The following is a 25,019-nucleotide window of genomic DNA, read 5'->3' as shown; positions in this document are numbered from 1 at the left end:
GCCGGCGCGGATTCACTGGCCGACGAGGTGCAGCACGATCTCGCGCCGGTGCGGCCGGTCGCGGTGTTCGATCAGGTAGATCCCCTGCCACGTGCCGAGCGCCAGCCTGCCATCGACGAGAGGAACGGTCAGCGCCGCATCGGTCAGAAGGGTGCGGATGTGCGCCGGCATGTCGTCCGGCCCCTCGATGCCGTGGACGTAAGAAGCGTTCCGCGGCGCCAGCCGGTCGAGGGCGGTCATCAGGTCGGTGCGCACGTCCGGGTCGGCATTCTCCTGGATCGTCAGGGAGGCCGAGGTGTGGCGGCAGAACGCCGTGAGCAGCCCGTGCCGCAAGGCCGCCTCGCGCACGAAGCCGGCGACCGCGTCGGTGATCTCGGTGAAGCCCTGGCCCTTCGTGTCGACCACGAGGCGCCCGGTGGCCTGGCGGGTCACGGCGCCGCTGTCCAGCATCTCGACGCGTCTCATTCGGCGATCTCCCGTCCGGGGTGAACTTCCTTCTCGCCGCGGGCCAGGATGCGCTCCAGCGCCTCGATCCGGTCGGCCTCGGCCGGCGGTTTGTCCCAGCGGATGCGGCTGACCCGGGGAAAGCGCATCGCCACGCCCGATTTGTGCCGGGTCGAGCGCTGCACGCCCTCGAAGGCGATCTCCAGCACCAGCCCCTTCGTCACGCCGTACTCGACCTCCCGCACCGGGCCGAAGCGCTTGGTGGTGTGGTTGCGGACGTAGCGGTCGAGCTTGGCCAGCTCCTCGTCGGTGAAGCCGTGATAGGCCTTGCCCACCGGCACCAGCTCCTCCACCCCGTCCGGCGCCTCGCGCCAGACCCCGAACGTGTAGTCGGAATAGAACGACGAGCGCTTCCCGTGGCCGCGCTGGGCGTACATCATCACGGCGTCGACGAGGTAGGGCTCGCGCTTCCACTTCCACCACGGGCCCTTGGGCCGGCCGGGCTGGTAGGGGCTGGTGAGCCGCTTGAGCATCACGCCCTCGATGGCATCCGCATCCGGCCCGGCGCCGACCGAGGCCGGATCGGCCCGGGCGGCGGCGAGGGCCTGCCAGTCCGCGAACGGCACCAGGGGCGAGAGGTCGATGCGGGCATGGTCGAGCCCGGCGACGAAGCGCTCCAGCCGGGCCCGGCGCTCGGCGAAGCCCAACGGCCGCAGGTCCTCCTCGCCCTCGGCCAGGAGGTCGTAGGCGCGGACATGGGCGGGGAAGTCCTGGAGCAGCTTCGGGGTGACGGCCTTCCGGTTCAGGCGCTGCTGCAGCACGTTGAAGCTCTGCACCCGCTCCTCGCGCAGGATCAGCAGCTCGCCGTCGAGGGCGCCCGAGAAGGTGATCGCCTCGGCGAGGTCCGGGAAGGCGCCGGAAATGTCCTCGCCGGTGCGCGAGTAGATTTTCTGGACCTGCCGCCCCTCGCGGTCGCGCCCGCCGGCGAGCTGGACCCGGATGCCGTCCCATTTCCACTCGGCCGAGAACGCGTCCGCGTCGAGCTTCTCCAGATCCGCCTCCTCCTCGATCGGATGCGAGAGCATGGCTGGGCGGAACGGCGCCGGGTTGACCGATTCCGGCGGGCCGGACCGGCCCTCGACCCAGGCGAACAGCTCGAGGTAGGGCGCCTCGAGACCGTGCCAGACCTCCTCGACCGCGTCGGCCTCGTGCCCGCCGAGGCTCGCCACCGCGGTCTTGGCGAGCCGCGCCGACACGCCGACGCGCAATTCCCCGGTGATGAGCTTGAGGAGCGCCCAGCGCCCGGTCTCGTCGAGGGCGTCGAGCCAGGCGGCCAGCCGCGCCGGCAGCTCGCCCTTTCCGATCGTGCCCAGAGCCTCCACCACCTCGGACAGGGTCGGCACCGGCGGGTTGTTGTGGCCCGGGCCCGGCTCGTCCCCTCTCCCCGGCCAGATCAGGGCGGTGGCCTCGGCGAGATCGCCGACGTAGTTGTGCGACATCCGGAACAGCACCGGATCGACCCGCTCCTCGACGAGGCCGCGGATCAGGCCGGGCTTCGCCTCGCGGAAGCTGAGCGATCCGGTCATGGCGGCGAGCGCGTAGCCGCGGTCCGGGTCGGGGGTGTGGCGGAAGAAGTCCTGGAGCAGGCGCAGCTTGGCGTTGCGCCGCGGCTCGTAGGCGAGGCGGTCGAGGAGATGGGCGAAGTCGTTCACGCGGCACTCTCCGCGGCGGGCGTCCCGGCATCCTGCGGCTCGGGCTCCGCCTCGCCCTCGTCGCCGTAGCCGAGCATGTGCAGGGGCTTGGCGCGGATCCCTTGCGTGCCGCACCAATGGACCAGGGCGTCCTCCTGGCCATGGGTGACCCAGACCTCGCCGGCGCCGGTGTCCCGGATGGTGCGGCAGAGGTCGTCCCAGTCCGAATGGTCGGAGATGACGAGCGGCAGCTCGACGCCCTTCTGGCGGGCGCGGGCGCGCACCCGCATCCAGCCCGAGGCGAAGCCGGTGACCGGATCGGGGAACTTGCGCGACCACAGGTCCTGGATCGCGGAGGGCGGGCAGATCACGATCTTGCCGCCGAGCTTCGGCCGCTCCGCCGCCACGACCTTGATCGTCTCGCCGAGCGGGATGCCCTCGCGCCGGTAGAGATCGGTCAGCTTCTCCATCGCGCCGTGGAGGTAGATCGGATCGGAAAAGCCCTCCTCGCGCAGCAGCGCCATCACCCGCTGCGCCTTGCCCAGCGCGTAGGCGCCGACGATGTGGGTGCGCTCGGGAAAGAGCCGGACCGAATCGAGCAGCTTGCGCACCTCGTCGCGGGCCATCGGGTGGCGGAAGACCGGCAGGCCGAAGGTGGCCTCGGTGATGAACACGTCGCAGGGCACGACCTCGAAGCCGAGGCAGGTCGGGTCGCGGGCGCGCTTGTAGTCGCCCGAATTGACGATCCGGCAGCCGCCCTGCTCGATCGCGATCTGGGCCGAGCCGAGGACGTGGCCGGCGGGGTGGAAGCGCACCGTGACGTCGCCGAGGCGGATGGCCTCGCCGAGCCGCGCTTCCTGGCGGGTCTCGCAGAAGTTCTCGCCGTAGCGCACCGCCATGATGCGCAGGGTCTCGGGCGTCGCCAGCACGGCGCCGTGGCCCGCCCTCGCGTGGTCGGCATGGCCGTGGGTGATGAGCGCGCGCGGCACCGGGCGGACCGGATCGACGTGGAAATCACCCGGCGGGCAGTACAGCCCCTCGCGGGTCAGGGTGAGGAGCTCGGTGGGGCGCGGGGCCATTGATCCTCTTGAACGGTGAAGCCTCTTCCCGGCGGCGGAGCCGGGTATATAGGCGGCCCGTCCCGTCCGTCCCGCCCGAGAGAAGCCCCTCAGCGATGCCTGCGCCCGCCCGCTCCTCCGGCGATCTCCTCGCCGACCGCCGCTACGCCTGGGCCGAGGCCGCCCTGGCCGAGGGCGATGCCGGTGCCGCCGCCGACCTCGCGGCCCAGGTGCTGGAACGCGCGCCCGGCTACGGCCCGGCCTGGCTGCTGCTCGGCCGCGCCCGCGCCGCCGACCCGGCTTTGCGGGGAGAGGCCGCGGCGGCGTTCCGCGCCGCGCTCGCCCTCGATCCGGAGGATCCTCTGGGCGCCCGCCTGCATCTGGCGGAACTCGGCGAGGGGGAACTCGATTTGGCGGCCGAGGAGGCGATCTCGCCGGCCTACGTCCGGGCGCTGTTCGACGGCTATGCCGGCCGCTTCGAGCGTCATCTGGTGGAGGGTCTGGGCTATTGTGGCCCGGCGCTGATCCGGGCGGCTCTGGAGCGGCTGCGGGGGCCGGACGTCCAGTTCGGCCACGTCCTCGATCTCGGCTGCGGCACCGGCCTGATGGCCCGGGCCCTCGACGGCATGGCCGGCACGCTCGCCGGCGTCGATCTCTCCCCGGGGATGCTGGCCGAGGCTCGGCGCAGCGGCCTCTATGCCCGTCTGCACGAGGGCGACCTGCGGGACGTCCTGACGACCGAGCCGCCGGAGAGCGCCGACCTCGCGGTGGCGGCGGACGTGTTCATCTACCTGCGGGAGATCGGCCCGGTGCTGCGGGAGACCGCCCGGGTGCTGGTTCCCGACGGCTTGCTCGCCTTCACATTGCAGGGGCATGCAGGCGAGCGCGACGCCGTGCTCGGGGCGGACGGGCGCTACGCGCACGGCGTCGAGAGCCTGCGGGAGGATGCGGCGGCGGCGGGATTGACGGTCGCGCTGCTGGAGCCGGCGGAGATCCGGCGGCAGAACGGAGCGGGCGTGCCGGGGTGGCTGGTGGTGCTGGCGCGGTGAGGCTGCGCCTCACGGGGGTGTCTGCCCAACAGTCCCGCCTCCGAGGTCAATTCGGGGCCGCGCAGCGGAGCCCCGAATGATGAGGGAAATTTGTTGAATCCTGTTGGCGGAGGACCTGAGCGTTCGCTCAGCGCCGGCGTCCGTCACTCGACGCGTCCGACATCAACCGGCCGAGGCCGCGCTGGTCGAGGCGGGCCGGCGCGGCCTCGGCCCTGCGGGGCTGGATCGTGCCGGTGGTCGGCGGATCGATCGCGGCCGCCAGCGCCGGGCTCGGCGCCCGGTCCTTCTCGCGAATCGCGATCCAGTTCGCGGCCGTGGTCAGCGCGGCGATCGCGATGATGACTTTGATTCCGCCGGTGAGGAGGCGCCACATGGCTGGTCGGGACCCACGATCTCGATGGGCCGCCGATCCGACCCGTGCCGGCACTCTGGGCCACAATGCTTAACGCGCGGCCCCTCGCGGCCTCGGCGCGGCCGTCCCACAACGGGAGGCGACGCAGGATCGGAGGGCGGATGCCGATGCCCGAAGGACTCTGGTGGGCCATGCGCCAGGGTCGCGGTTCCTGTTCCCCGAACCCGTGACGCTCCTGCGACTGCTCGGCCCACTGAGCCTCACAGGAATGGGTTGCAGAGAACTGGTCCGCCCCACCCCGTCATCGCCGACCTCTTTGCCGCACAGCCCGGATGGGTTCCGGAAGCCTCCGGGCGCGCCGGCATCGAGGACGGCCCGTGTAAGCCAGACCGGGCCGGGGGAGCAACCGGAATGCGGGCCTCAGGCTTGCGTCTAAACGCGCGGGCTGGAGAGCTTGACCGCGCCGAAGAAAAAACCCCGCGGGCACGGGCCCGCCGGGTCGAATCAGGCGATCCGCCTATGCCCGCTTCAGCGCAGCGAGCCGCAGAAGCGCTGGATGCGGCTGCAGGCCTCTTCCAGGAGCTGGTTCGAGGTCGCGTAGGAGATGCGCAGGTTGGGACCCAGGCCGAAGGCCGAGCCGTGCACCGAGGCGACGCCCTCGGCCATCAGCAGCTCGGTGACGAAATCCTCGTCGGTCTCGATCACCTTGCCCTCCGGCGTGCGCTTGCCGATCAGCTCGGCGCAGGACGGATAGACGTAGAACGCGCCCTCCGGCGTCGGGCAGCGCAGGCCGTTGGTCTGGTTCAGCATCGACACGACGAGGTCGCGCCGGGTCTGGAACGCGGCCCGGAACTGCGCCAGGTGGTCCTGCGGCCCCTCGAGGGCGGCCACCGCCGCCCATTGCGAGATCGTCGCGGCGCCGGAGGTCTGCTGGCCCTGGACGAAGTCCATCGCCTTGATCAGCTGCTCGGGGCCGGCGGCGTAGCCGATGCGCCAGCCGGTCATCGCGTAGGACTTCGAGACGCCGTTCATGGTCAGCGTCCGGTCATACAGAGCCGGCTCGACCTGGGCCGGGGTCACGAAGGTGAAGTCGCCGTAGACCAGGTGCTCGTACATGTCGTCGGTGAGCACCCAGACGTGGGGGTGGCGCACCAGCACGTCGGTCAGGGCCTTCATCTCGGCGTGGCTGTAGGCGGCGCCGGACGGGTTCGAGGGCGAGTTGAGGATCACCCACTTGGTCTTGCTGGTGATCGCCCGCTCCAGCTCCGCGGCCTGGAGCTTGAAGTCCGTCTCCATCGTGGTCTCGGCGAAGACCGGCGTGCCGCCGCACAGGCCGACCATCTCCGGGTAGGACACCCAGTAGGGCCGCGGGATCACCACCTCGTCGCCCGGGTTGAGGGTGGCGAGCAGCGCGTTGTAGATCACCTGCTTGCCGCCGGTGCCGACGATGGTCTGGCTCGGCTTGTAGTCGAGCCCGTTCTCGCGCTTGAACTTCTTGGCGATCGCCTCGCGCAGGGGCACGATGCCGGAGACCGGCGGATACTTGGTCTCGCCCCGGCGGATGGCCTCGACCGCCGCCTGCTTGATGTGCTCGGGCGTGTCGAAATCCGGCTCGCCGACCGACAGGCTGATGACGTCGCGCCCCTGGGCCTTCAGGTCCCGCGCCTTCTGGGTCATCACGATGGTGGCGGAGGGTTTCACGCGCGAGAGGGCGTCGGCCAGAAAGCCCATGATGATCGACTCCAAAGAAGCTTGAAAAATGCCCGGCCGGGCCGAGGTTTGGCCGTCCGGGTCTTCGAGCGGCCGGGACCCTAGTCCCGCACGCCACCGCGGGCAAGCGGCGCTTTGCCCGAAGAAGCGGCTGTCCCGCCTCGCGAAATCGACGGTTTCGGGCTCGGGTTCTGGACTCGCGCGCCGGCGCCGTGACACCGTACCGGACCGGCGCGACAGCTCGGGTCATGCGGAATCGACGGCGATGGGCGAGGCGGAGCGCGTGCGCAGGGTGAGCGAGGAGATCGGCCTCGCGGTCGATCACGCCGCCTGCGACCCCGCGGCCTGGGACGCCGTGATGGCCGAGATCGGCCGCCTCCTGCCCGGGGTGTGGCCGGTGCTCCAGGTCGTCGACGCCGCCGCCGGAACCGGCCTGCCCCTGGTCCAGTGGGGGTGGGACCCCGCGATCATCCAGGCCTACGAGGCACATTTCGGCGCCGTGAACCCGTGGATCTCGGTCGTCCTGTCGACCCCTGCGATGGTGTCGATGCATTCCGAGGAGCGGATGCCGGCCTCGTCCTTGAGCCACACCGAGTTCTATGCCGACTGGCTGTCGCGCCTCGGTGGCATGACGGCGTCGAGCGGGATCAAGCTCATCGACGCCGACGGCCGCCTGGCGGTGCTGAACCTCCAGCACGACCTCGCCCGGGCGACGCGCGAGCACGGCCGGCTCGCCGCCGTGATGGAGCAGATCGGGCCGCGGATGCGCCGGGCGATCGAGACCAACCGGGCCTGCTTCCCAGCCAGCGCCGCCTTCGCGGCCAGGGAGACGCTGCTCGACCGCGTGGCGGACCCGGCCTTCGTGGTGACGCGGGACCTGCGCCTCGTCGAGGCGAGCCGCGCCGGCCAGGCCCTGCTGGCCGCGGGCGACGTCCTGCGGGTCGGCGCCCTCGACCGGATCCAGGTGCGGGATCCGCGCCTCTCCGCGGCGATGGCCCGCGAGGCGGCCCTGGCCTACGGCGGCGCCCCGGCGCACGGGATCCCGCCGGGCCCGGTGCGGATCGGCGCGGAGACGTGGCAGGTCACGGCGATCGGCCTGCGCCAGGACCTGCGCGGCGTCCTCGGGATGGCACGGCTGCTGATGCCGGACCAGCTCGCCCTCCTGGTGCTTCGCCGGGCCGCGGCCGCGGGCGACGGGCAGGACCGGCTGGCCGAGCTCGGGCTCTCGCCGGCGGAGGCGCGGCTCGCGCTCCTGATGGACGGGTCCCGCTCCCTGGTCCAGGCTGCGGAGAGCCTCGGCATCCGTCACGAGACCGCCCGCTCGCAGCTGCGCCAGGTCTTCGCCAAGCTCGGAGTGTCGCGGCAAGCCGAACTCGCGGTGTTCATCCTCCGGCTCAAGCAAGGCGCCTGAGCCGGAGGCATTGTTCGGGCGCCTCAGCCCGGGATCACGTCCACGATCTCGTAGGTGTCCGGATCGATGATGACGATGTCGTCCTGCACCAGCACGTAGCGGAAGCCGCGATAGGCCGGCACCAGCGTGAGGATCGCCGGCGGCAGGGCGTGCAGCGTCACCGAGCGCGGCACCGCGGTGCCGACATTGAGGCTGAAATTGACGTTCGTCACCGGCCGCACGCCGGAGCGCACGATGGTCTGGCGGAACTCGGTGCGCTGGGTGGTGTCGAGCCGCGAGACGGCGCCCCGGGCCTCGGACCGACCGCCACCGCCGCGCTCACCGCGTTCTGCTCCGCGCTCGCCCCTCTCGGCACCGCGCTCGCCACGCTCGCCGCGTTCCCCGCCGCGCTCACCCCTCTCGGCACCACGCTCGCCGCGCTCCGCGCCACGCTCGCCACCCTGCTCGGCGCCGCGTCCACCGCGCTCGCCCTGCTCGGCCCCGCGCCCGCCGGCGCCCGGCTGAGCGCCCTCGCCACCGGCCCGGCCGCCGGCACCGCCCGGCTGCTGGCCGGCACCGCCCGCCGGTCCGACTCCGCCGCCCGGCTGGGCGGCTCCGGCGCCACCGCGAGGTCCGGCCGCACCGCCGGCCCCACCGCCGGCCCCCACGCCCGCGCCGCCGGCACCACCACCGGCGCCACCGCCCACGCCCGCTCCGCCACCCGCGCCGCCCGCGGCCCCGCCGGCCGCACCCGCACCGCCGCCCCCGGCCCCACCGCCGGCACCGCCCGCGCCGCCCGCGCCACCCTGCGCGAACGCCGTGGCCGCGCCGAGCGCCAGCACGGCGGCCGTCATGGTTCCGCGAAGCACCTTGCCGCGAATCAGCTTGCTCATGACCCTCTCCCAGCACCGCATCCGCGCCGCCGACGGCGTGGGTTGCTGCAGTGCCGGGCCGCAACGGAGAGGTGTGGGAAATGGTTCCGGGGCAGCGCCCGGCTCCGCGGAGCCGGGCACGCCGGCCTCAGCCGATCGCCTCGGCCACCGCGAGCCCGCAGGCCGCCGTGTCGGCATTGCCGCCGAGGTCGCGGGTGCGCAGGGTTCGCTCGGCCAGCACCCGCTCGATGCCCGCGACGATCTCGGCCGCGGCCTCCTTCTCACCGAGATGCTCCAGCATCATCGCGCCGGACCAGATCTGGCCGATCGGGTTGGCGATGCCCTGGCCGGCGATGTCCGGCGCCGAGCCGTGGACCGGCTCGAACAGCGACGGGAAATCCCGGTCCGGGTTGATGTTGCCCGAGGGGGCGATGCCGATCGTGCCGGTGCAGGCCGGGCCGAGGTCGGACAGGATGTCGCCGAAGAGGTTCGAGGCCACCACCACGTCGAACCAGTCCGGATGCAGCACGAAATGGGCGGTCAGAATGTCGATGTGGTACTTGTCCCAGGCGACGTCGGGATAGTGGCGCGCCATCGCCTCGACCCGTTCGTCCCAGTACGGCATGGTGATCGAGATGCCGTTGGACTTGGTGGCCGAAGTCAGGTGCTTCTTCGGCCGGGAGCTCGCCAGGTCGAAGGCGAATTTCAGCACCCGGTCGACGCCGCGGCGGGTGAAGACCGATTCCTGCACGGCGAATTCGCGGTCGGTGCCCTGGAACATCCGGCCGCCGACCGAGGAGTATTCGCCCTCGGTGTTCTCGCGCACGACCCAGAAATCGATGTCGCCCGGCTTGCGGCCGGCGAGCGGGCTCGGCACGCCCGGCATCAGCCGCACCGGGCGCAGGTTGATGTACTGGTCGAACTCGCGCCGGAACAGGATCAGCGAGTTCCACAGCGAGACGTGGTCCGGGATCTTCTCCGGCCAGCCGACGGCGCCGAAGAAGATCGCGTCGTGCCCGCCGATCTGCGCCTTCCAGTCCTCCGGCATCATGCGGCCGTGCTTGGCGTAATAGTCGTAGGACGAGAAGTCGAACCAGTCCTGCTGCAGCGTGAAGCCGTGGCGCTTGGCCGCCTGCTCCAGCACGCGCACGCCCTCCGGCACCGTCTCCTTGCCGATGCCGTCCCCGGGGATCACGGCGATGCGGTAGGTGCGCTGGGCTGACGGCATGGGGGTCTCCTCCTGTTTTGATCGCGTTCCCGCGTCGCGCATCGGGCGGCGCCGGTCAATCGCCGTTCACGCCACCTCTCCGACGCTCGCCCTGCGTTGGCGGTCGAGCTCGTCGCTGTAGCGCTTGAGGGTGTGCTTCTCGCTCAGAATGCCGATCACCCGGGCGGCCTCGCGGCTCTCGACCACTGCCAGCGCCTCGCTCTCGGCCTTGTCGAACAGGGCGACCGCCTCCTTGGCGTTCATCTGCGGCACCAGAACCTGGTCGCGGTAGCGCAAGAGGTCGGCGACCCTCGTCTCGGCGGCCTTGTCGTCGATCGGTGCGGCATGGGCCTCGGCCACCAGCACGATGCCGGCATAGAGCCCGGCCTCGTCGACGGCGACCACCTGGGTGCCGGAACCGAGCGGGAAGGCGCGCCGGAACGCCGCCAGGGTGGTGTCGCTGCGCACCGTGCGCACCTCGCGCCGCATCAGCTGGCCCACCGTCAGGGTGCGGATCCAGCCGACGTCGTGGGCGCTGCGGATCGACTCGCCGCGCAGGTGGAAGCGCCACGTCGCGAAGGAATAGCCGAAGGTCTTTCGCACGGTGAGCGAGGAGGCGATCACCGCCACCAGCACCAGGCTGGCGATGGGAAAGTCGCCCGTCACCTCGAGCGCCAGGAACGTCATCGTCATCGGCCCGCCGATCACCGCGACGGCGAGCGCGCTCATCCCCACCACCGCGTAGGTCACCGGCGGCAGCACCATGGCGACGAGGGGCGGGGCCAGCATCACGAAGATCTTGCCGGCGAGCGCGCCGAGAAAGAGCGAGGCGAAGAACAGCCCGCCCCGAAACCCCGTGCCGATCGAGATCGCCGAGGCCAGGGCCTTGGCGAGGAACAGGAAGATCAGCCCCGCCGCGCCGATCGCCGCGCCATCCTCCGCCAGGTTGAGGTGGAGCGCCCCGTGGCCGGCGGAGAGCACCTGCGGCGTCGCGACGAGCGCCAGCGCTCCGACCGCGAGACCGCCGAGGACCGGCCTAGCCAGCGGCGGCACCTTCGTGCGGCGCACCCCCTCCTCCACCAGCGTGACGCCCTGCATGATCAGGATGCCGAGCCCGGCGCAGATCAGCCCGAGGCCCAGCGTCGGCAGGTAGTCGGCCGGACCGACCGGCGGGGTGGCCCCGAGGGTGATGACCGTCTGGTGCCCGAGGATCGCCCGCGACACGAAGGCGCCGGCGAGTGCCGCCGTCACCACCGGGGTGAGCGAGGCGATGGCGTAGGTGCCGATGATCAGCTCGAAGGCGTAGAACGCCCCCGTGAGCGGCGCTCCGAACGCCGCCGCGATGGCGGCCGCCGCGGCGCATCCCACCAAGATCCGCATGTCGTTGCGGCGCAATTCGAAGCTGAGGCCGAGCCGCGAGGCGAACCCGCCGGAGATCTGGGTGTAGCCGGCCTCGAGTCCGACGGACGCGCCGCAGCCGTTCGAGATCAGGTTCTGCACCGCCACCAGCACGGAATCCCGCAGCGAGAGGCGGCCGCCATGGAGCGCGTTGGCCTCGATCGGGTCGATCACCGGGCTGCCCGGCACCCGCCGCACGCGCCCGCCGAGCCAGACCGCCAGGCCGAGCAGCGCGCCGCCGAGGGCCGGCACGCCGAGTGCCACCACTGGCGGCACGTGAGGCGTCGCGCTCAAGCGCTCGTCGAGATCGAGGCCGAACAGCAGCTCGTGGGCTCCTTGCGCCGCCCAGCTCATGGCGCTGACAAGCAGCCCCGACACGCAGCCGACCAGGGCGGCGAGCAGGATCAGGCCGATCTCGCCGCCGCGCACCCAGGCGCGCAGCGCGCCTGGCGCCAGCACGAGGGCGCTCTCCGTGAGGGAGCGGCGGACCGTCTCGGATTTCGGCGTCATCGGACCGTCGGGGCGGGCTGGCGGGGATTGGCGGGCGCCTGCCGGGGTTTAGGGCGCCGGAGCCGGCCGGTCGACCGGCATCCCGGGTGGCGCCTGCACGGTTTCCCACCCTTTCCGACGCGAAAGCCGCGGATCGGCGCTTGCCACGGCGCTCCGGCCGGACTACACAGCCCCCCGTCGCGAGCCGCCATAGCTCAGTTGGTTAGAGCGCTAGATTGTGGATCTAGAGGTCCCCCGTTCGAGCCGGGGTGGCGGTACCACGGACTCCCATGGATCGAGGCCCGGGCGCAACACGCGCCGGTTGAGCGGATCGATCCTGACCAATCCTTTCAAATTTGTTAAAGCACTGGCCAGCTGGTCTGTGCACAGCTCTCCCCGGAACGAGGGGAGGACGGTGTGCAGCGCTACTTCTTCGATCTGAGTGCCGGTGCCTGGCAGTGCCAGGACGATATTGGGCTTATTCTCTGCAGCCAGGACGAGATTCGCAGCGAGGCGACCCGGACGGCGATCGAGTTCGCCGGGGCCGGCCTGCCCGGTGCCGATCTCTCCGATCTGAAGGTCCGGGTCCGCGACCGGACGGGCGACCCCGTCATGACCGTGAGTCTCGCCCTCACCGTGCGCGGGCCGGAGGAGCCGGTGCGGTTGGCGTCGCGGCCGCCCCGGCCCCGCATGGTGCGGGCGGCCTGACGAAGGATCCTACCCGGCCGCGATCCTGCGGCCGGCGAGGGTGCGCGCGGCGGCAAGCCCGAGCAGGGCGCCGCCCGCGCTCGCCGCGAAGTCGATGATCTGCGCGGTGCGGCCCGGGACCCAGATCTGCCCGATCTCGAGGATGCCCGCCAGGACCGCGAGAGCGAGCCCGAGCCGCCAGGCCGGCACGCGGGGGAAGCCGAATCCGAGGAGGCCGGCCGTGCCCGCATAGGCGAAGAGATGCTCCACCTGGCCGGCCGCGCCGGTGCGCAGCTCCCAGTCCTTGGGGATCCAGGACAGCCAGACCAGCACCGGCAGGCAGGCGAGGCCCACCATCCCGGCGATGCGCCTCAGCTCCGGCCGCGCGATCGGTCCCATGCCGTCTCTCCTCCGCCCAGATTCATGCCGCCCAACTCGCCGCTCAACTCGTCCCGGCTTACCGCCGATCGTCCGCCGGACGGCGCCGGTCGGGCAAGAGCGCCATCCGGTGCGGCACCCACCCCCTGCCCGCTCCGTCGGGCAGCCCGCGGGGTCATCCGATGGCCGTAGGCGGAACGATCCGCGCTGCGGCGCGATACCCGGGAGACAGCCGGAGGTGCCCGATGACCGAGACCGCCGAGACGTCCCTTCCACCCGGCGATGCCCAGCGCGAGAGCGTCCGGGACGAGGAGGCGTTCCACATTCCCGACGACCTCGCGCGAGCGCTGACCGAGTTCGCGGCCGTGGAGCAGCTCTCCCGCGGCGAGGCGATCTGCCTCATCCTGCGGGAGTACCTGCGGGCGAAGGGCTACCTGAAAGGGGCGCCCTCCGCCTGACCCATCGTCAGGCTGCGCCGCGCAGCTGGATCTCCAGGCGGCCGATATCCTCCATCAGCCGCTCGACCGTCCGCTGGATCTCGCTGTCTCCGGGCGATGCCCGCAAGGCATCGGAGGCCGCCACGAGCGAATCGCGCTTGGCCTGCAGCGCGTAGGCGATCTGGGCCCTGGCCATCTCGGGTGTCCTGTCGGCCATGTCTCTCCTCCCTTCCTCTCCAACTGAGCGGCGCGGCGCGCCGAAGGATCGTCGAGCCAACGCGTCCGGCGCGGCCGGGATGCCGCTGCGACCGCTCTGCGACGATCCGGGCCCGTGACGCGAAGCGCAGGCCCCTCAGAAGAGGAGCCTGCGCAGGTATCGGGGTCTGGCGGCGGGGATCCCGCGTCAGCAGTCGTTGGCCTGCTGTGCGGCCGTCTTCTCGCCCTTGGACTGTCGGCTGACGTCGGCCGGCGAGGTCGCGGTCTGCGAGCCGAGATTCTGCATCGCCCCGACCGTGCCGGGCGATTCGGCCCGCGCGCCGGGCGTGACCGAAGCGGTCGAGGGCGGATCGACGTTCGAACTCTTGTCCATCTTCTGCGCGGTCTGCCCAGGCGCGCAGGGACCGGCGGCCGCACCGAGCGTTCCGGCGAGCAGGAAGAGTCCGGCACCGAGCGCGGTAAAGCGTGTCATCGAATTTCCTCCGAGGGTTGTTGTCTCCGCTCAACACGGGCCGCACAGGACCGGTTCCTCACCCCGTTCCTCGCCCATTGGGCTGCGGCACGCGGTTCCCACCTTCGCGTCCGCGCCAATTCGAACCCTGGATCGAAAGCGGTGCCCGGGGTGCAGCGCTGCCACTCGTTGCGATCGCCCACGGAACCGAAAATATCGCTTGCCTTTTGTGCGGCGCACGCTAGTTTGTGCATCGCACGGTCGCGATGGCGTCGCGGCCTTGCTGCCCTCTTTGGGCGTTTCCTCCCTAGACTTCGGGCCGCTCGCGAGAGCGGCCTTTTTTCTTGGGGCCGATTTTCCTGGTGCCGCCGGCCGGCGTTCCAGACGACACCGCGGGCGTTTCATGACCGCAAACGCAGCGAGGGGCCGCGCGGCGCGGCCCCTCGACGACGACATGTCAGGATGGTCGGTTCGGTGAGTGCCGGCGCCTCAGCTCGGCAGCGCTCCGGCCGGACGCGACTGCGCGTAGAGGCTCGCTCCCGCATCGGCCCCGACGACACGCACCAGGGCGGCCTCGTCGCAGGTGCCGGCGATGCGCAGGCCGAGCTGGTGCAGGTGGTCCTTGTCGGTGCAGTAGGCCGCCAGCCGCGCCCGTCCGGTCTCCGGCATGCGCGAGACCAGGGCATCCACGTCGTCCTCGCTGGCGCGATGCAGGACGGCCAGGAGTTCGAGCGGGATCGGATAGCGTGCGAACGCCGTGGGCAGCGGGCGGGTCTGAGCTTGCGGCATGGATCACCTCGATGCGGTCAGGTTCGCCCGATCCTCCGACGAACATGGTTAGCGATCGGTTAAGGACCGCCCAATACTCTCCGCGGCCATTGCCGAAGAGAAATGCGGCGGTTGCCATCGATCCCGTCGGGCCTTCAGACGCGGCGCCAAGTCGCAACAATTAACAACATGCGACGATCAGGTCGGCGATTCCGCTCCCGTTACGGCGTCACACCTCACCACGGTAAGGTAGCGCGACGTGCCATGATAGGCATAACGTATGGAGCAACCTTTCGCGCGAAAGATTGTAGTGGACGTCCCGCGCATATTGCCGGACCGGACTGACAGGTAATGAACGAAGAGACCAGCACGGAGACTGTTTCCGCCGAGGCCGTGCGCCACAGCCTCGACGGCTGCCTGGGTGCGCCCGCGTTCCGGCGCTCGCAGAAGCTGGCCGCCTTCCTGAGCTACATCGTCGAGGAGGAGCTGGCCGGGCGAGGCGAGGCCATCAAGGCCTACACCATCGCCACCCAGGCCCTCGGCCGGGCCGACAGCTTCGACCCGAGCAACGATCCGAGCGTACGGGTCGAGGCCGGCCGCCTGCGCCGTGTCCTCGACGAAGTCTATGCCGACGAAGGCCGGCAATGGCCGGTCCGGATCCTGGTGCCGGTCGGTGCCTACCGTCCGATCTTCGAGCCTCAGGCGGCGGCTGTGGCCGAGCCGGCGCAAGCGCCGCCTCCGGCGCCGGTCCGGGTGCCGACCGCGGCGGCCATGGGGCCGACGCGGAGCATCGGCACCCAGGCCCTGGCGCTGTTCGAGACCCGCGGCCAGGCCGTGCTGGCCCTGCTCCTCGCGGTGATCGCGTTCCTGCTCGCCGTCGAGGTCGCACTGGAGATCTACGCCCTCACCCATATCTGACCGCGATCACGCCTGGGCTGAGATCACATCGGTGACGGAACCGGATCACGCCTCGTGCTGTTCAGTGACGTCGATGATGTGACGCAAGGGAGACTGCCATGCGCAAGATGATCGCCTGCACCGTGCTGGCCCTGGCTCTGGCCGGGTTCGCCGGCGCCGCGGAGGCGAAGGGCTGCATCAAGGGCGCGGTCGTCGGCGGCATCGCCGGCCACGCGGTCGGCCACACTTTCGCGGGCGCGGCCGCGGGCTGCGCCATCGGCCGCCACCAGGCCAACAAGCGCCAGCGCGACCGCGACACGGCCGGTCAGCCCGCCACTCGCTGAGCACAAGGCCTGCTGCTGCGCTGCACCATCGTGCGCCGCAGTCACCGACCCGGTCCCGCAGGTCGAGCTTGGCCGTAAAGAGGCCTGAATGCTCGGATCACCGTACGGCGAAGCTTGTGTGAAACGACGCTGAGCTGTGCGAGCGTCGCCGTTTTATCGCCACATCTCACCGGCTTCTTGCGCCTCAGAGGCGTGGAAACCGGGGCGAACCATCACATGCGACGTCGAGCGGACGGACCTGCACAGCGCGGCGGCCTGCGGATGGCGGGGGCCCAGGGGAACGTTCTGTCGGGGCACGTCCTCTCGGGAGATGTGCTTTCGCTCGGTGCTCGCGCCGCCCACGGGGGCGTGCCGGTCATGGCGCGGACGCTGCTCGCGGCGGGGTGCTTCGCCGCGGGCCTCTCCGCGCTGCTGCACCAGTACGGCGCCGATCTGATGGCGGCCCGCCCGGCCGTCACCATGATGGCCGACCTCCTGGTGATGCCGACCCCCAAGATCCAGACCGTCAAGACCCAGCCGGCCGCCCGCGAGACCGCCACGATGGCACCTCTTCGCGAGCCGGTGCACGACCTCGACACCGCCCTCGGCTCGGCCGGCGTCGACCGGGTCTCCTACGACGACCTCCTGGCCGCCAGCACTGGGGGCGACCCCAACGAGGTGCTGAGCTTCGGCCCGATGCGGATCCGCCGCCACCTCGTCCAGACCATCGTGCGGGCCGCCGCGACCGTGCGCACCGACCCGGTGCTGCTGATGGCGGTGGCCGACAAGGAATCGAGCTTCCTGACCGAGGTCCAGGCGCGGACCTCGTCGGCCACCGGCCTCTACCAGTTCATCGAGCGCACCTGGCTGCAGGTGATGCGGGAATTCGGCGCCCAGCACGGCTACGCGCGCGAGGCGGGGCTGATCGGCGAGGACAACGGCGTCGCCGATTCGTCCGAGCGCGCGCGCATCCTCGACCTGCGCCGCGATCCCTCCCTCTCCGCCCTGATGGCCGGCGAGATGCTGAAGCGCGATGCGGCCCGCATCGCCGCCCGGATCGGCCGCGAGCTCACCCTTGGCGAGACCTACCTCGCCCACTTCCTCGGGCCGGACGACGCCGAGCGCTTCATGGCCAAGGTGGTCGAGGAGCCGAAGGCCGAGGCCGCCGCCCTGCTGCCGAAGCCCGCCAAGGCGAACCGCCCGATCTTCTACGAGCGCGTCGGCCGCCGGAAGGCCCGCAGCCTCACGGTGGCGCAGGTCCACGACAAGTTCGAGGCGATGATGAGCACCCGCGGCGCCCGCTATCGCGACGTCGGCGCCCTGATGGGCGTGATGGCCTACGCCGCCGATACCCCCTGAGAGCTTACGAAAAAGCCTCGCCGGCGCGCCTCCTGCTGGGGAAACCTCGCCGCGCGTCAGGATTTATTCTCCTGATCGAGATGAGCGAATCAGGAGGTGACGATGGGCGCGGCGGGCGCCGGGTGCCGGTCGGGCGGCACGCAACTCACACCCACCCTCTCCCTCGACGCCCTCGGGGCGGGCCTCGCCGCGGCCTATGACGGCTTGGTGGCCGAGGCAGTGCCGGAGCGGCTGAGCGCCCTGCTGCGCCAGCTGGAGGCGCGCGAGGCGGAGTCGGGCCTGGGGATCGGCCGCGTGATGCGGCCGGGCGACGACGGGAACGATTCCGCCGGATGTCCGGCCGGGATCCCCGCCGGCCGTCTGGCCCTTCTGGTCGGTGACGTGCCGGGGGCGGGCGAGGCCGCCATGCTCCTGGGGCGCGCGGGCCTCGAGACGATCCGCTGCCTCGACCCTGATGCCGGGCTTGATTCCTTGCGCCTGCATGGCGGCGAGGTCGCCCTGGTGTTGATCGGCCTGCCGACCGAGCGCGACGGCGCCCTCGACGGGGCGGGGCTCGCCCGGGCCGTCGCGACGCTCTGGCCGACCATCCACCTCGTCGTGGCGCAGCCGCCGCGGACCGAGGCCCACGTGCCCCTGGGGCAGCTGCCGCCGCAGGCGGTGCCGCTCGAGCGTGCGCCGGACCTGCTGGCCCTTGCCGAGCACGCGGCGCGCACGCCGCGTCCACCGGTAGCGTAAGGCAGACCTCTCCCCCGTCGGACGGTTTCCCCTTCCGGCGGATTTGATCGGCGCGGCGCTCGTGCCTTAGTGTCGGTGTGACGGGCCGGGTGGACGAGAGCCGCGCGGCCTCCAGGAGATCGCGGGCCGGGAGAACCGGCCAAACAGATCGGGGGATTTGGAGATGAAGACGAACGAGCGCGACAGCTACCGGGCCGAGTACGCCGCGACGGCGGGACAGCAGGCCGCCTTCTTCCGCGAGCAGGCGGAGCGCCACCGCCGACAGGCCGAGCAGGCGCGGGTCTTCGCCGAGCTGAGCCCCAGCGAGGAGAGCCTGGAGCAGAGCCGGCGAGCCGAGCGGCTCGAGACCTTGGGCCGCCACGACGACACGATGGCGGAAGCGTTCGAGGCCCGGGCCCGGCGCGGCTGACGCGGGAGCGCGGCCCATGCCCGGCACACCGGCGACGGGCGGTTTCGCGCGCATCTGGTCGCGGATTGACCTGGGCGGCGAAACTTCGCTCAGCTCCTGCCGATTCTTCGGGCAGCCCGCGGCGACGCCAGGGCCTTACCCTATGTTGTCTCGATGGCATCGGCCGATCGGCAGCATCAGGGAGCCAGCACCGTCATGAGGATCAGGGCCGGGTACGCAATCACCTTCGATTCCCCGGCTCCGACGCCGATGCTGCTGATGCTCAGCGTGCATCCCTCGCGGCTCGGCGACTGCCTCACCTCGCCGGCGATCCGCTTCGACCCGCCGATCCCGGCGCGGGACTACCCCGACCGCTACGGCAACACTTGCACCCGCATCGTCGCACCGCCGGGGCGGCTGACCATCTCGGCCGACTTCCTGATCGAGGATAGCGGCTGGCCGGACGATTATGCGCCGGACGCGGTGCAGCATCCGGTGCAGGACCTGCCCGACGAGGTGATGGTCTACCTGCTCGGCAGCCGCTACTGCGACACCGACAAGCTGTCGAACACCGCCTGGCAGCTCTTCGGCCATACCCCCGAGGGCTGGGCCCGGGTGCAGGCCATCGTCGATTACGTCCACAACCACATCCGCTTCGACTACCAGCGCGCCGATTCGACCCGCAGCGCCCTCGACGGCTTCAACCAGCGCGAGGGCGTCTGCCGCGACTTCGCGCACCTGGCCGTCACCTTCTGCCGCTGCATGAACATCCCGGCACGCTACTGCACCGGTTATCTCGGCGATATCGGCGTGCCGGCAGTGCCCGACCCGATGGACTTCTCGGCCTGGTTCGAGGTGTATCTGGGCGGGCGCTGGTACACGTTCGACGCGCGCCACAACAAGCCGCGGATCGGCCGCATCGTCATGGCCCGGGGCCGCGACGCCACCGACGTGGCGATCTCGACCAATTTCGGCCCCTCGCTGCTCGCGGGTTTCCAGGTCCATACCGACGAGGTGATCTGATACCGCAGCACCTTCGAACGGACGCGCTCGAAGGTGCCAGGCAAACCCGAACGGGCGCCGGCGCTGATGCGACGGTCGCCTTCGCAGCGACGCGTCGATGCGAAGGCGCGAGGGTCTGACTCATCCGATCGGTGGTGGAGCCCCATCGCTCGGATGCCGCCGAACCGGTCAACCGGCCATGAACCGTTCCACCGAACTCGGTACTCCACCTTCGCCGTTAGCGTCGCTTTAACCGGGAACCACTGGGCCGGGACAGCATTGTACAGCAAAGGTAACTGCTGAGGTAAGGCTCCGGCCATGAAGATCTTCGCTACCGCCCTGGCGGGCGCTCTGAGCGTGTGCGTGCTTGCCTCCGCGCCGGCCAAGGCCGCGCCCTACGACCCCTTCGACGCCAATCCCGGCGAGGATTACTACGCGAGCCAGCCCTACGGCGCGCCGAGCTACCGCACGCAGGGCTATTACGGTCAGGGCCAGTCCGCCGGCAGCACCGATCAGGCGCAGGTCGCCCCGATCCCGCGGGAGCTGGTGCCGTTCGACGGCCGCTACGCGCCGGGCACGATCGTGGTCTCGACCGCCGAGCGCCGGCTCTACCTCGTCCTGGGCGACGGCATGGCCCTGCGCTACGGGGTCGGCGTCGGCCGCCCGGGCTTCACCTGGTCGGGCACGAAGACGATCACCGCGAAGCGCGAATGGCCGTCCTGGACGCCCCCGAAGGAGATGCTGGCCCGCCGCCCCGACCTGCCGCGCTACATGGCCGGCGGCATCGACAACCCGCTCGGCGCCCGCGCCATGTATATCGGCGGCACCCTCTACCGCATCCACGGCTCGAACGAGCCCGACACGATCGGTCAGGCCGTCTCCTCCGGTTGCATCCGCATGACCAACGACGACGTCACCGACCTGTATTCGCGGGTCAAGGTCGGCGCCAAGGTGGTGGTGCTGAACTAGAGCCGACCAAGCTGGCCCCGCCAGGGTCCCTCGCAGCGATCCCGGACAGGGCCGCCACTCGGCGGCCCTTCTGCTGTATCAGGGCGCCACGCGACCCGGGGCGGGCGGCTGCGGCGCGCTGAAGCTTGCGAGCGGCACGTCGCAGAAGCAGCGGGCGCCGAGCGGCCGCGGGCCGGGCAGCGGGCAGGAATAGGGCCGCGGGCCGGTGAGGCCGCGCTGCACCGCATCGCAATTGTAGCCGACTGCGCGCCGCGGCGGCGGGCGCTCGTACCGATCGTAGCCGTAGCCGGGCGGCGTATCCTCCCGATAGTACTGCGCGTGAGCCGAGCCGGCCAGGACCGCGACCAAAAGGACGGCCGACGACAGGCCGGCGCGAACGAACCCTCGCATCATTGCGTTCCTCTCTGGCGGGGAATTACCCCGCGTGACGCCGCGAGCGGGGCGCCCCGGTGCCGCATCGGTAGCCGAACCGCCCCGGTCCGGCAAATCGGGGCCGGTGCAACCCGGTCCCACGCCTCGTGATCGAGCCAGGGAGTTCCGCCGTGACCAGCTCGGCCCAGTGGCAGCGCACCCTCGACGCCGTCCTCGAACTCGCGGAGGACATCGCCCGCATTTCGCCCGATTGCGCCGACCGGGCGATGCAGATCGTCCGGCTGATCCGCGCCTGCGACCCGCCGGTCCGCCGGGTGGGCGACCTCGATGGCGATGACGGGCTGGAGGAGATGGAGTTCGGCATCGGCCCGCTGCACCGCAGCAAAACGTCCGATGCATGAGGACCGATCCGGCCCGGAAAGCCCTGCCGTCCACGGGGAGAAAGCCCGCGCCTCTTTCTCCCCTGGATGGCCCGGAGGAATGACAAGCGGGCGTCACTTCCGCGACGCAACAAAAAGGCCGCGCCCCTCGCGGAGCGCGGCCGTCGCCGTCCCGAGCCGGTCCGGAGGCGCGTCTTAGGACGCGGCGTCCTTGGCGGCGTTGGTGGCCTGGTCGGTGGCGCTGCGAGCCGCGTCGGCGCCCTTCTGCATGGTCTGGCGCGCCTGCTCGGCGCCCTGCTGCATGGCGTTGCGGGCGTGCTCGGCGCCCTGCTGCATCGCCTGCTTGGCGTTCTCGGCGCTCTGCTGCATCGCGTTCTGGGCGAGACCGCCGAACTCGCGGGCCTGCGTCTGCATGGCGGCGAACTGGCTGCGCACGAACTCGGCCTGATGCTGCATCGCCTCCTGCACGTCCTTCGAGCGGACGAGCTTCTGGGCGAGGTCGAACGCGGCGTTCACGTTCTGCTCGGCGAAGGAGAAGCCGCGGGTCGAGGCGTCCTGGGCGTTGGTGCGGGCCATCTCGGCCGAGCCCTGGAGCGTGTCGGCGGTCTTGCGCGCCGCGCCGAGGAAGGAATCGAACGCCTTGCGGGCCTGCTCGACGCTCTTCTCCGCGAAGTCCCGCATCTCGGTCGGGATCTCGTAGTTCGGGGTCTGGGTCATGTTCGTCTCCTCAATGTTTGGCGCGGCCCCTGGCGCGGCACGCTGTGGGCCCGGCACGTTTGTGCACTGCACAATAGCATGCTTCGGGCGAATTGCCACCTTTTCGAGCGTCGTTAAGGTTGACGGTGAGATAACGCTGCGACTGCGCATTTCGTGCCGGTGCGGGAAAGGGTCAGTTGGTTTAAAGCAGTGGGGCGGGTCCGGTTCTCGCATGGGGCCGGTCGCGGGGCCGGTCGCGGGGCCGGTCGCTGGGTCAGGCGCGGCGCGTTGCGTGGGGAGAGGCAGTGGGTCGGAACGTGCTCTTCGAGACGACGATCGAGGCCCTGCGGGCCGTTCCGGCCTTCGGGCAGCGGATCGCCGGCGACGATCGCGCGTTCCTGCTCCTCGACCGCACCGCCACGCAGCTGCTCCATGCCTCGCCGGCCGCCGCCGCGTTCCGCGACGCGATCGCGGATCGGGACGGGAGGATCGACCCGTCCCTGGGCCTCCCAGCGCAACTGCGCGGATCGTTGAGCCTGCCCGTCGGGACCCCGCAGCCGCGGCTCGAGCGCCTGCGCCTCGCCGGACGCCTCGCCCCGCCCCTGCTCTGCGCCTGCCTGCCCGCCGCCCTGCCGGATGGCGAGCCCGTCTTCGCCGTCGCGATCCTCGACCCGCTGCCCGCGCGCCGCCCCCGCCGTGCACCGGCGTCGACGGTTCCCGCCGCCGTGCCGAGCCCGGATCCCGAGCCCGCCCCCGAGCTGGTGGAGCCCAAACCCCATCCCGCGCCTGGCCCCGCCCTTCGCTTCCTGTGGCGCAGCGACGCCCGCGGCTGCCTCGTCGAGGTGACGGGGCGGCTGCCCGAGACCATCGGCGCCTCCCCAGTCGGCCGGAGCTGGGACGACCTGCTCGCCGGCCCGGTCGAGGCCGAGCCGGCCCTCGGCGAAGCCCTGGCGCAGCGCAACACCTTCCGGGCCGTGCCGGTGCGCTGGCGCATCGCCGGGACCCGGGACGCCGTCATGGTCGATCTCTCGGGGGCGCCCCGCCTCGGCGCCGGCCGTGCCTTCGCGGGCTTCAGCGGCTTCGGGGTGGTCCATCCGGAGCGGGTCGTCCCGGCGGCCGACCGGCCGGACGCCGCCGAGCCGAAGCCGCTCCGCCCGACCCTGCGCGAGCGCGCCGCGGCGGTGATCGCCGTCGGACGCCTGCCCACCGGGGAGCCGATCGCGCCGCCGCAGGCTGCCCCCGAGGCCGCAACGCGACCCGACCCGGCTCCCGCACCGGCGCCGGATCCGGACACGCCCGACCTCGCCTCCCTCGCCGGGGCGACCATGGCGGAATTCGCCGGCCTGATGGCGGCGCCCTTCGCGCATCTCGGGATGAGCTGGGGCTTCGGCACGCGCCCGTTCCCTCCGTCGGCGGGGGTGCCCGACGCGACGGCGCAGGCTGCGCGGTCCGAGCCGTCGCCGCTCCGGGACTCGTCGCAGGAGGATGCGCCGCCCCTCCCGGCGGCCCCCCTCGCGTCTCCGCCGGAGGATCCCTCCCCGCCGGCCGAGCCCGCGGCGGAGGAGCGGCCGCGCACCGCCTCCCTCTCCCTCAACGAGCACGCGGCGTTCCGGGAGATCGCCCGGGCGCTCGGCGCGCGCTTCGCCGGCGATCCGGAGGGGGTCGAACCGGTGCCGTCCTCGCCCCCGGCCCAGCCCATCGCGCCGGCCCGGGGCGCCGTGACCCCGTTCCGCGGGGCGCAGGCGCTCGCCCGGCTGCCCGAGCGCGGCGCCGAGGCGGCGCTGGCCCGCCTCGTCGAGCGGCTGCCGGTCGGCCTCCTGGTCCATCGTGGCGACGAGGTGCTGCTCGCCAACCGCCACCTTCTGGCCCTGTCGGGCTACGACAGCCCCGAGGCTCTGGCGGCGGCCGGCGGTCCGGGGGTGATCTTTCGCGGCCGCGATCCGTCCGCCTCGCCCGGCCCCGGCGAGGGGGTGCCGGTCGCGCTGGCGACCCGGGCCGGCGGCAGCGTGCCGGTCGGCGTCAGCGTCGGCGCGATCGAGTGGGACGGCGCGCCCGCGAGCCTGCTGACGATCCGGCGCCTGCCGGACGCCGATCCAGCCCAGTCCCTGGCGGCGGCCGAGGCCCACCTCGCCCACCGCGACGCGCATCTGCGCGAGACCACGGCGATCCTCGACGCGGTCACAGACGGCGTGGTGGTGCTCGACGAGGAGGGCCGCATCGTCGGGATGAACCGGGGCGCGCAGGCCCTGCTCGGCGCCGATCCGCGCGAGGTCGCGGGCGAACCCCTGATCGGCCTGTTCTCTCCCGAGAGCCGGCCGGCGGCCCAGGCCGCCCTGCTGCGGGCCAGCGCGGGCGCCACCGCGACGACCGGCGACGAGGTGATGGCGCGGGGACCGGACGGCCCGCTGCCGCTCCTTCTCACCCTCGCGCCCGTGGCGAGCGGGCCGCCGCGCCGCGTCGCCGCGGTCCTGCGCGACGTCTCGGCCTCCCGGCGCACCGAGGCCGAGCTGGTGCGCGCCCGCCGCGAGGCCGAGCGGGCCAGCGCCCAGAAATCCGACTTCCTGGCCACGATCAGCCACGAGGTCCGCACCCCGCTCAACGCCATCATCGGCTTCGCCGAGGTGATGCTGGAGGAGCAGTTCGGCCCCGTCGGCAGCGACCGCTACCGCGATTACCTGCGCGACATCCGCGCCTCCGGCGAGCACGTGGTCAGCCTGGTCAACGACCTCCTCGATCTCGCCAAGATCGAGGCCGGCCACCTCGACCTCGCCTTCGCGGGCGTCGCTCTCAACGATCTCGTGGCGGCGTCGGTTGCCCTGATGCAGCCCCAGGCCGCCCGTCAGCGGGTGGTGATGCGCACGAGCTTCGCCCCCGGCCTGCCGGCGGTGCTGGCCGATCAGCGCTCGTTGCGCCAGGCCGCCCTCAACGTGATCTCGAACGCGATCAAGTTCACCGATGCGGGCGGGCAGGTGATCGTCTCGACGGCGGTGACCGACCGGGGCGGCGTGGCCCTGCGGGTGCGCGACACCGGCATCGGCATGAGCCCGGAGGAGATCGAGACCGCGCTCCAGCCGTTCCGCCAGATCGCCACCGCCCAGCGCCGCGGCGGCGGCACGGGCCTCGGCCTGCCGCTGACCAAGGCCCTCGTCGAGGCCAACCGCGCCGCACTGACGATCACCAGTCGCAAGGGCGAGGGCACGCTGGTCGAGGTGCTGTTCCCGGCCGCCCGGGTGCTCGAATCCTGAGCTATCGCCCGGGCGGTCCCGGGCGTAGGCTCCGCCGGCTCAAGCCCCGTCAGGAC

The 25,019-nt window shown here is 71.9% G+C and carries 27 protein-coding genes and 1 tRNA gene; 14 read left to right on the top strand and 14 right to left on the bottom strand.

Annotation, left to right across the window (positions count from 1 at the left end; translation table 11 throughout):
- Positions 1-12: 12 nt before the first annotated feature.
- From MFF64_RS14370 to MFF64_RS14360, 3 genes are read right to left on the bottom strand one after another with little or no spacing between them, the layout of a single operon-like run.
- Positions 13-465 (bottom strand): secondary thiamine-phosphate synthase enzyme YjbQ, encoded by a 453-nt coding sequence (locus tag MFF64_RS14370; protein WP_099899750.1) that lies wholly within the window; start codon positions 463-465, stop codon positions 13-15.
- A complete protein-coding gene (locus tag MFF64_RS14365; RefSeq protein WP_099899752.1) occupies positions 462-2,156 on the bottom strand; it encodes a cisplatin damage response ATP-dependent DNA ligase in 1,695 nt (564 codons plus the stop codon). The genes MFF64_RS14370 and MFF64_RS14365 overlap by 4 nt, the downstream gene beginning before the upstream one ends.
- On the bottom strand, positions 2,153-3,214 hold the full coding sequence (locus MFF64_RS14360) for a ligase-associated DNA damage response exonuclease (RefSeq protein ID WP_099899754.1): 1,062 nt from the start codon (positions 3,212-3,214) through the stop codon (positions 2,153-2,155). The genes MFF64_RS14365 and MFF64_RS14360 overlap by 4 nt, the downstream gene beginning before the upstream one ends.
- A gap of 95 nt (positions 3,215-3,309) precedes the next feature.
- Here MFF64_RS14360 and MFF64_RS14355 point away from each other — a divergent pair, with 95 nt between their 5' ends.
- A complete protein-coding gene (locus MFF64_RS14355) occupies positions 3,310-4,242 on the top strand; it encodes a class I SAM-dependent DNA methyltransferase (protein WP_099899756.1) in 933 nt (310 codons plus the stop codon).
- Between the two features lie 127 nt (positions 4,243-4,369).
- On the opposite strand, the gene MFF64_RS14350 is transcribed toward MFF64_RS14355, so the two are convergent.
- Positions 4,370-4,615, bottom strand: coding sequence for a hypothetical protein (locus MFF64_RS14350; RefSeq protein ID WP_099899758.1), 246 nt, complete (start codon positions 4,613-4,615; stop codon positions 4,370-4,372).
- A gap of 507 nt (positions 4,616-5,122) precedes the next feature.
- Positions 5,123-6,325, bottom strand: coding sequence for a pyridoxal phosphate-dependent aminotransferase (locus MFF64_RS14345; protein WP_238191288.1), 1,203 nt, complete (start codon positions 6,323-6,325; stop codon positions 5,123-5,125).
- A 262-nt stretch (positions 6,326-6,587) separates the two neighbouring features.
- Here MFF64_RS14345 and MFF64_RS14340 point away from each other — a divergent pair, with 262 nt between their 5' ends.
- Positions 6,588-7,715 (top strand): helix-turn-helix transcriptional regulator, encoded by a 1,128-nt coding sequence (locus MFF64_RS14340; protein WP_238191286.1) that lies wholly within the window; start codon positions 6,588-6,590, stop codon positions 7,713-7,715.
- Between the two features lie 23 nt (positions 7,716-7,738).
- Here MFF64_RS14340 and MFF64_RS14335 read toward each other — a convergent pair whose 3' ends face one another.
- The 3 genes from MFF64_RS14335 to MFF64_RS14325 all read right to left on the bottom strand — a co-directional run bounded on the left by MFF64_RS14335 (position 7,739) and on the right by MFF64_RS14325 (position 11,681).
- Positions 7,739-8,587: a DUF1236 domain-containing protein gene (locus tag MFF64_RS14335; RefSeq protein WP_099905716.1), complete on the bottom strand. Its 849-nt coding sequence runs from the start codon at positions 8,585-8,587 to the stop codon at positions 7,739-7,741.
- Between the two features lie 127 nt (positions 8,588-8,714).
- Entirely contained in the window at positions 8,715-9,794 is a 1,080-nt protein-coding gene (locus MFF64_RS14330; protein WP_099905714.1) for a tartrate dehydrogenase, read from the bottom strand.
- Positions 9,795-9,860: 66 nt separating this feature from the next.
- On the bottom strand, positions 9,861-11,681 hold the full coding sequence (locus tag MFF64_RS14325; protein WP_099905712.1) for a chloride channel protein: 1,821 nt from the start codon (positions 11,679-11,681) through the stop codon (positions 9,861-9,863).
- A gap of 183 nt (positions 11,682-11,864) precedes the next feature.
- Between MFF64_RS14325 and MFF64_RS14320 the strand changes: the two genes are divergently transcribed.
- Together MFF64_RS14320 and MFF64_RS14315 are read left to right on the top strand one after the other, a co-directional pair.
- A tRNA-His gene (locus MFF64_RS14320) sits at positions 11,865-11,941 on the top strand.
- A gap of 136 nt (positions 11,942-12,077) precedes the next feature.
- On the top strand, positions 12,078-12,368 hold the full coding sequence (locus MFF64_RS14315) for a DUF6894 family protein (RefSeq protein WP_099905710.1): 291 nt from the start codon (positions 12,078-12,080) through the stop codon (positions 12,366-12,368).
- A gap of 9 nt (positions 12,369-12,377) precedes the next feature.
- On the opposite strand, the gene MFF64_RS14310 is transcribed toward MFF64_RS14315, so the two are convergent.
- Positions 12,378-12,746, bottom strand: coding sequence for a VanZ family protein (locus MFF64_RS14310; protein WP_099905707.1), 369 nt, complete (start codon positions 12,744-12,746; stop codon positions 12,378-12,380).
- A 224-nt stretch (positions 12,747-12,970) separates the two neighbouring features.
- Between MFF64_RS14310 and MFF64_RS14305 the strand changes: the two genes are divergently transcribed.
- The gene (locus tag MFF64_RS14305) at positions 12,971-13,183 is read left to right on the top strand and encodes a ribbon-helix-helix protein, CopG family (protein WP_099905704.1); all 213 of its coding nucleotides are present in this window, start codon (positions 12,971-12,973) and stop codon (positions 13,181-13,183) included.
- Between the two features lie 7 nt (positions 13,184-13,190).
- Here the strand turns inward: MFF64_RS14305 and MFF64_RS14300 are convergent, their stop codons facing one another.
- The 3 genes from MFF64_RS14300 to MFF64_RS14290 form a co-directional block, all read right to left on the bottom strand.
- Complete coding sequence (locus MFF64_RS14300) at positions 13,191-13,379, bottom strand: hypothetical protein (RefSeq protein WP_238191284.1); 189 nt, start codon at positions 13,377-13,379, stop codon at positions 13,191-13,193.
- A 186-nt stretch (positions 13,380-13,565) separates the two neighbouring features.
- Positions 13,566-13,850, bottom strand: a complete 285-nt coding sequence (locus MFF64_RS14295) for a hypothetical protein (protein ID WP_099900280.1) — start codon at positions 13,848-13,850, stop codon at positions 13,566-13,568.
- Between the two features lie 468 nt (positions 13,851-14,318).
- Positions 14,319-14,618 carry a hypothetical protein gene (locus MFF64_RS14290; RefSeq protein ID WP_099900276.1) on the bottom strand — a complete coding sequence of 100 codons (300 nt, stop codon included), beginning with the start codon at positions 14,616-14,618 and terminating at the stop codon, positions 14,319-14,321.
- 330 nt (positions 14,619-14,948) lie between these two features.
- Here MFF64_RS14290 and MFF64_RS14285 point away from each other — a divergent pair, with 330 nt between their 5' ends.
- The 7 genes from MFF64_RS14285 to MFF64_RS14255 all read left to right on the top strand — a co-directional run bounded on the left by MFF64_RS14285 (position 14,949) and on the right by MFF64_RS14255 (position 20,270).
- Entirely contained in the window at positions 14,949-15,515 is a 567-nt protein-coding gene (locus tag MFF64_RS14285) for a hypothetical protein (RefSeq protein ID WP_099900274.1), read from the top strand.
- A 98-nt stretch (positions 15,516-15,613) separates the two neighbouring features.
- Positions 15,614-15,838 (top strand): hypothetical protein, encoded by a 225-nt coding sequence (locus MFF64_RS14280; RefSeq protein ID WP_099900272.1) that lies wholly within the window; start codon positions 15,614-15,616, stop codon positions 15,836-15,838.
- A gap of 261 nt (positions 15,839-16,099) precedes the next feature.
- Positions 16,100-17,176 carry a transglycosylase SLT domain-containing protein gene (locus tag MFF64_RS14275; protein WP_425324309.1) on the top strand — a complete coding sequence of 359 codons (1,077 nt, stop codon included), beginning with the start codon at positions 16,100-16,102 and terminating at the stop codon, positions 17,174-17,176.
- A 102-nt stretch (positions 17,177-17,278) separates the two neighbouring features.
- Complete coding sequence (locus MFF64_RS14270; RefSeq protein WP_238191281.1) at positions 17,279-17,911, top strand: NepR family anti-sigma factor; 633 nt, start codon at positions 17,279-17,281, stop codon at positions 17,909-17,911.
- A gap of 163 nt (positions 17,912-18,074) precedes the next feature.
- Positions 18,075-18,320: a hypothetical protein gene (locus tag MFF64_RS14265; protein WP_238191279.1), complete on the top strand. Its 246-nt coding sequence runs from the start codon at positions 18,075-18,077 to the stop codon at positions 18,318-18,320.
- A gap of 195 nt (positions 18,321-18,515) precedes the next feature.
- Positions 18,516-19,322, top strand: coding sequence for a transglutaminase-like domain-containing protein (locus MFF64_RS14260; RefSeq protein WP_238191277.1), 807 nt, complete (start codon positions 18,516-18,518; stop codon positions 19,320-19,322).
- 297 nt (positions 19,323-19,619) lie between these two features.
- Positions 19,620-20,270: a L,D-transpeptidase gene (locus MFF64_RS14255; protein ID WP_099905673.1), complete on the top strand. Its 651-nt coding sequence runs from the start codon at positions 19,620-19,622 to the stop codon at positions 20,268-20,270.
- A gap of 78 nt (positions 20,271-20,348) precedes the next feature.
- On the opposite strand, the gene MFF64_RS14250 is transcribed toward MFF64_RS14255, so the two are convergent.
- Entirely contained in the window at positions 20,349-20,660 is a 312-nt protein-coding gene (locus MFF64_RS14250) for a hypothetical protein (RefSeq protein WP_099905681.1), read from the bottom strand.
- Between the two features lie 152 nt (positions 20,661-20,812).
- Between MFF64_RS14250 and MFF64_RS14245 the strand changes: the two genes are divergently transcribed.
- A complete protein-coding gene (locus tag MFF64_RS14245) occupies positions 20,813-21,043 on the top strand; it encodes a hypothetical protein (RefSeq protein ID WP_099905675.1) in 231 nt (76 codons plus the stop codon).
- Positions 21,044-21,217: 174 nt separating this feature from the next.
- Here MFF64_RS14245 and MFF64_RS14240 read toward each other — a convergent pair whose 3' ends face one another.
- Positions 21,218-21,739 (bottom strand): phasin, encoded by a 522-nt coding sequence (locus MFF64_RS14240; RefSeq protein WP_099905677.1) that lies wholly within the window; start codon positions 21,737-21,739, stop codon positions 21,218-21,220.
- Between the two features lie 284 nt (positions 21,740-22,023).
- Between MFF64_RS14240 and MFF64_RS14235 the strand changes: the two genes are divergently transcribed.
- Complete coding sequence (locus MFF64_RS14235; protein ID WP_099905679.1) at positions 22,024-24,963, top strand: PAS domain-containing sensor histidine kinase; 2,940 nt, start codon at positions 22,024-22,026, stop codon at positions 24,961-24,963.
- The last annotated feature ends 56 nt before the right edge of the window (positions 24,964-25,019 follow it).

Source organism: Methylobacterium frigidaeris (genome assembly GCF_022179185.1).
Taxonomy (GTDB): Bacteria; Pseudomonadota; Alphaproteobacteria; order Rhizobiales; family Beijerinckiaceae; genus Methylobacterium; species Methylobacterium frigidaeris.
Note: the sequence above shows the minus strand (reverse complement) of the source record. Positions and strands in the feature narration are given on the sequence as shown.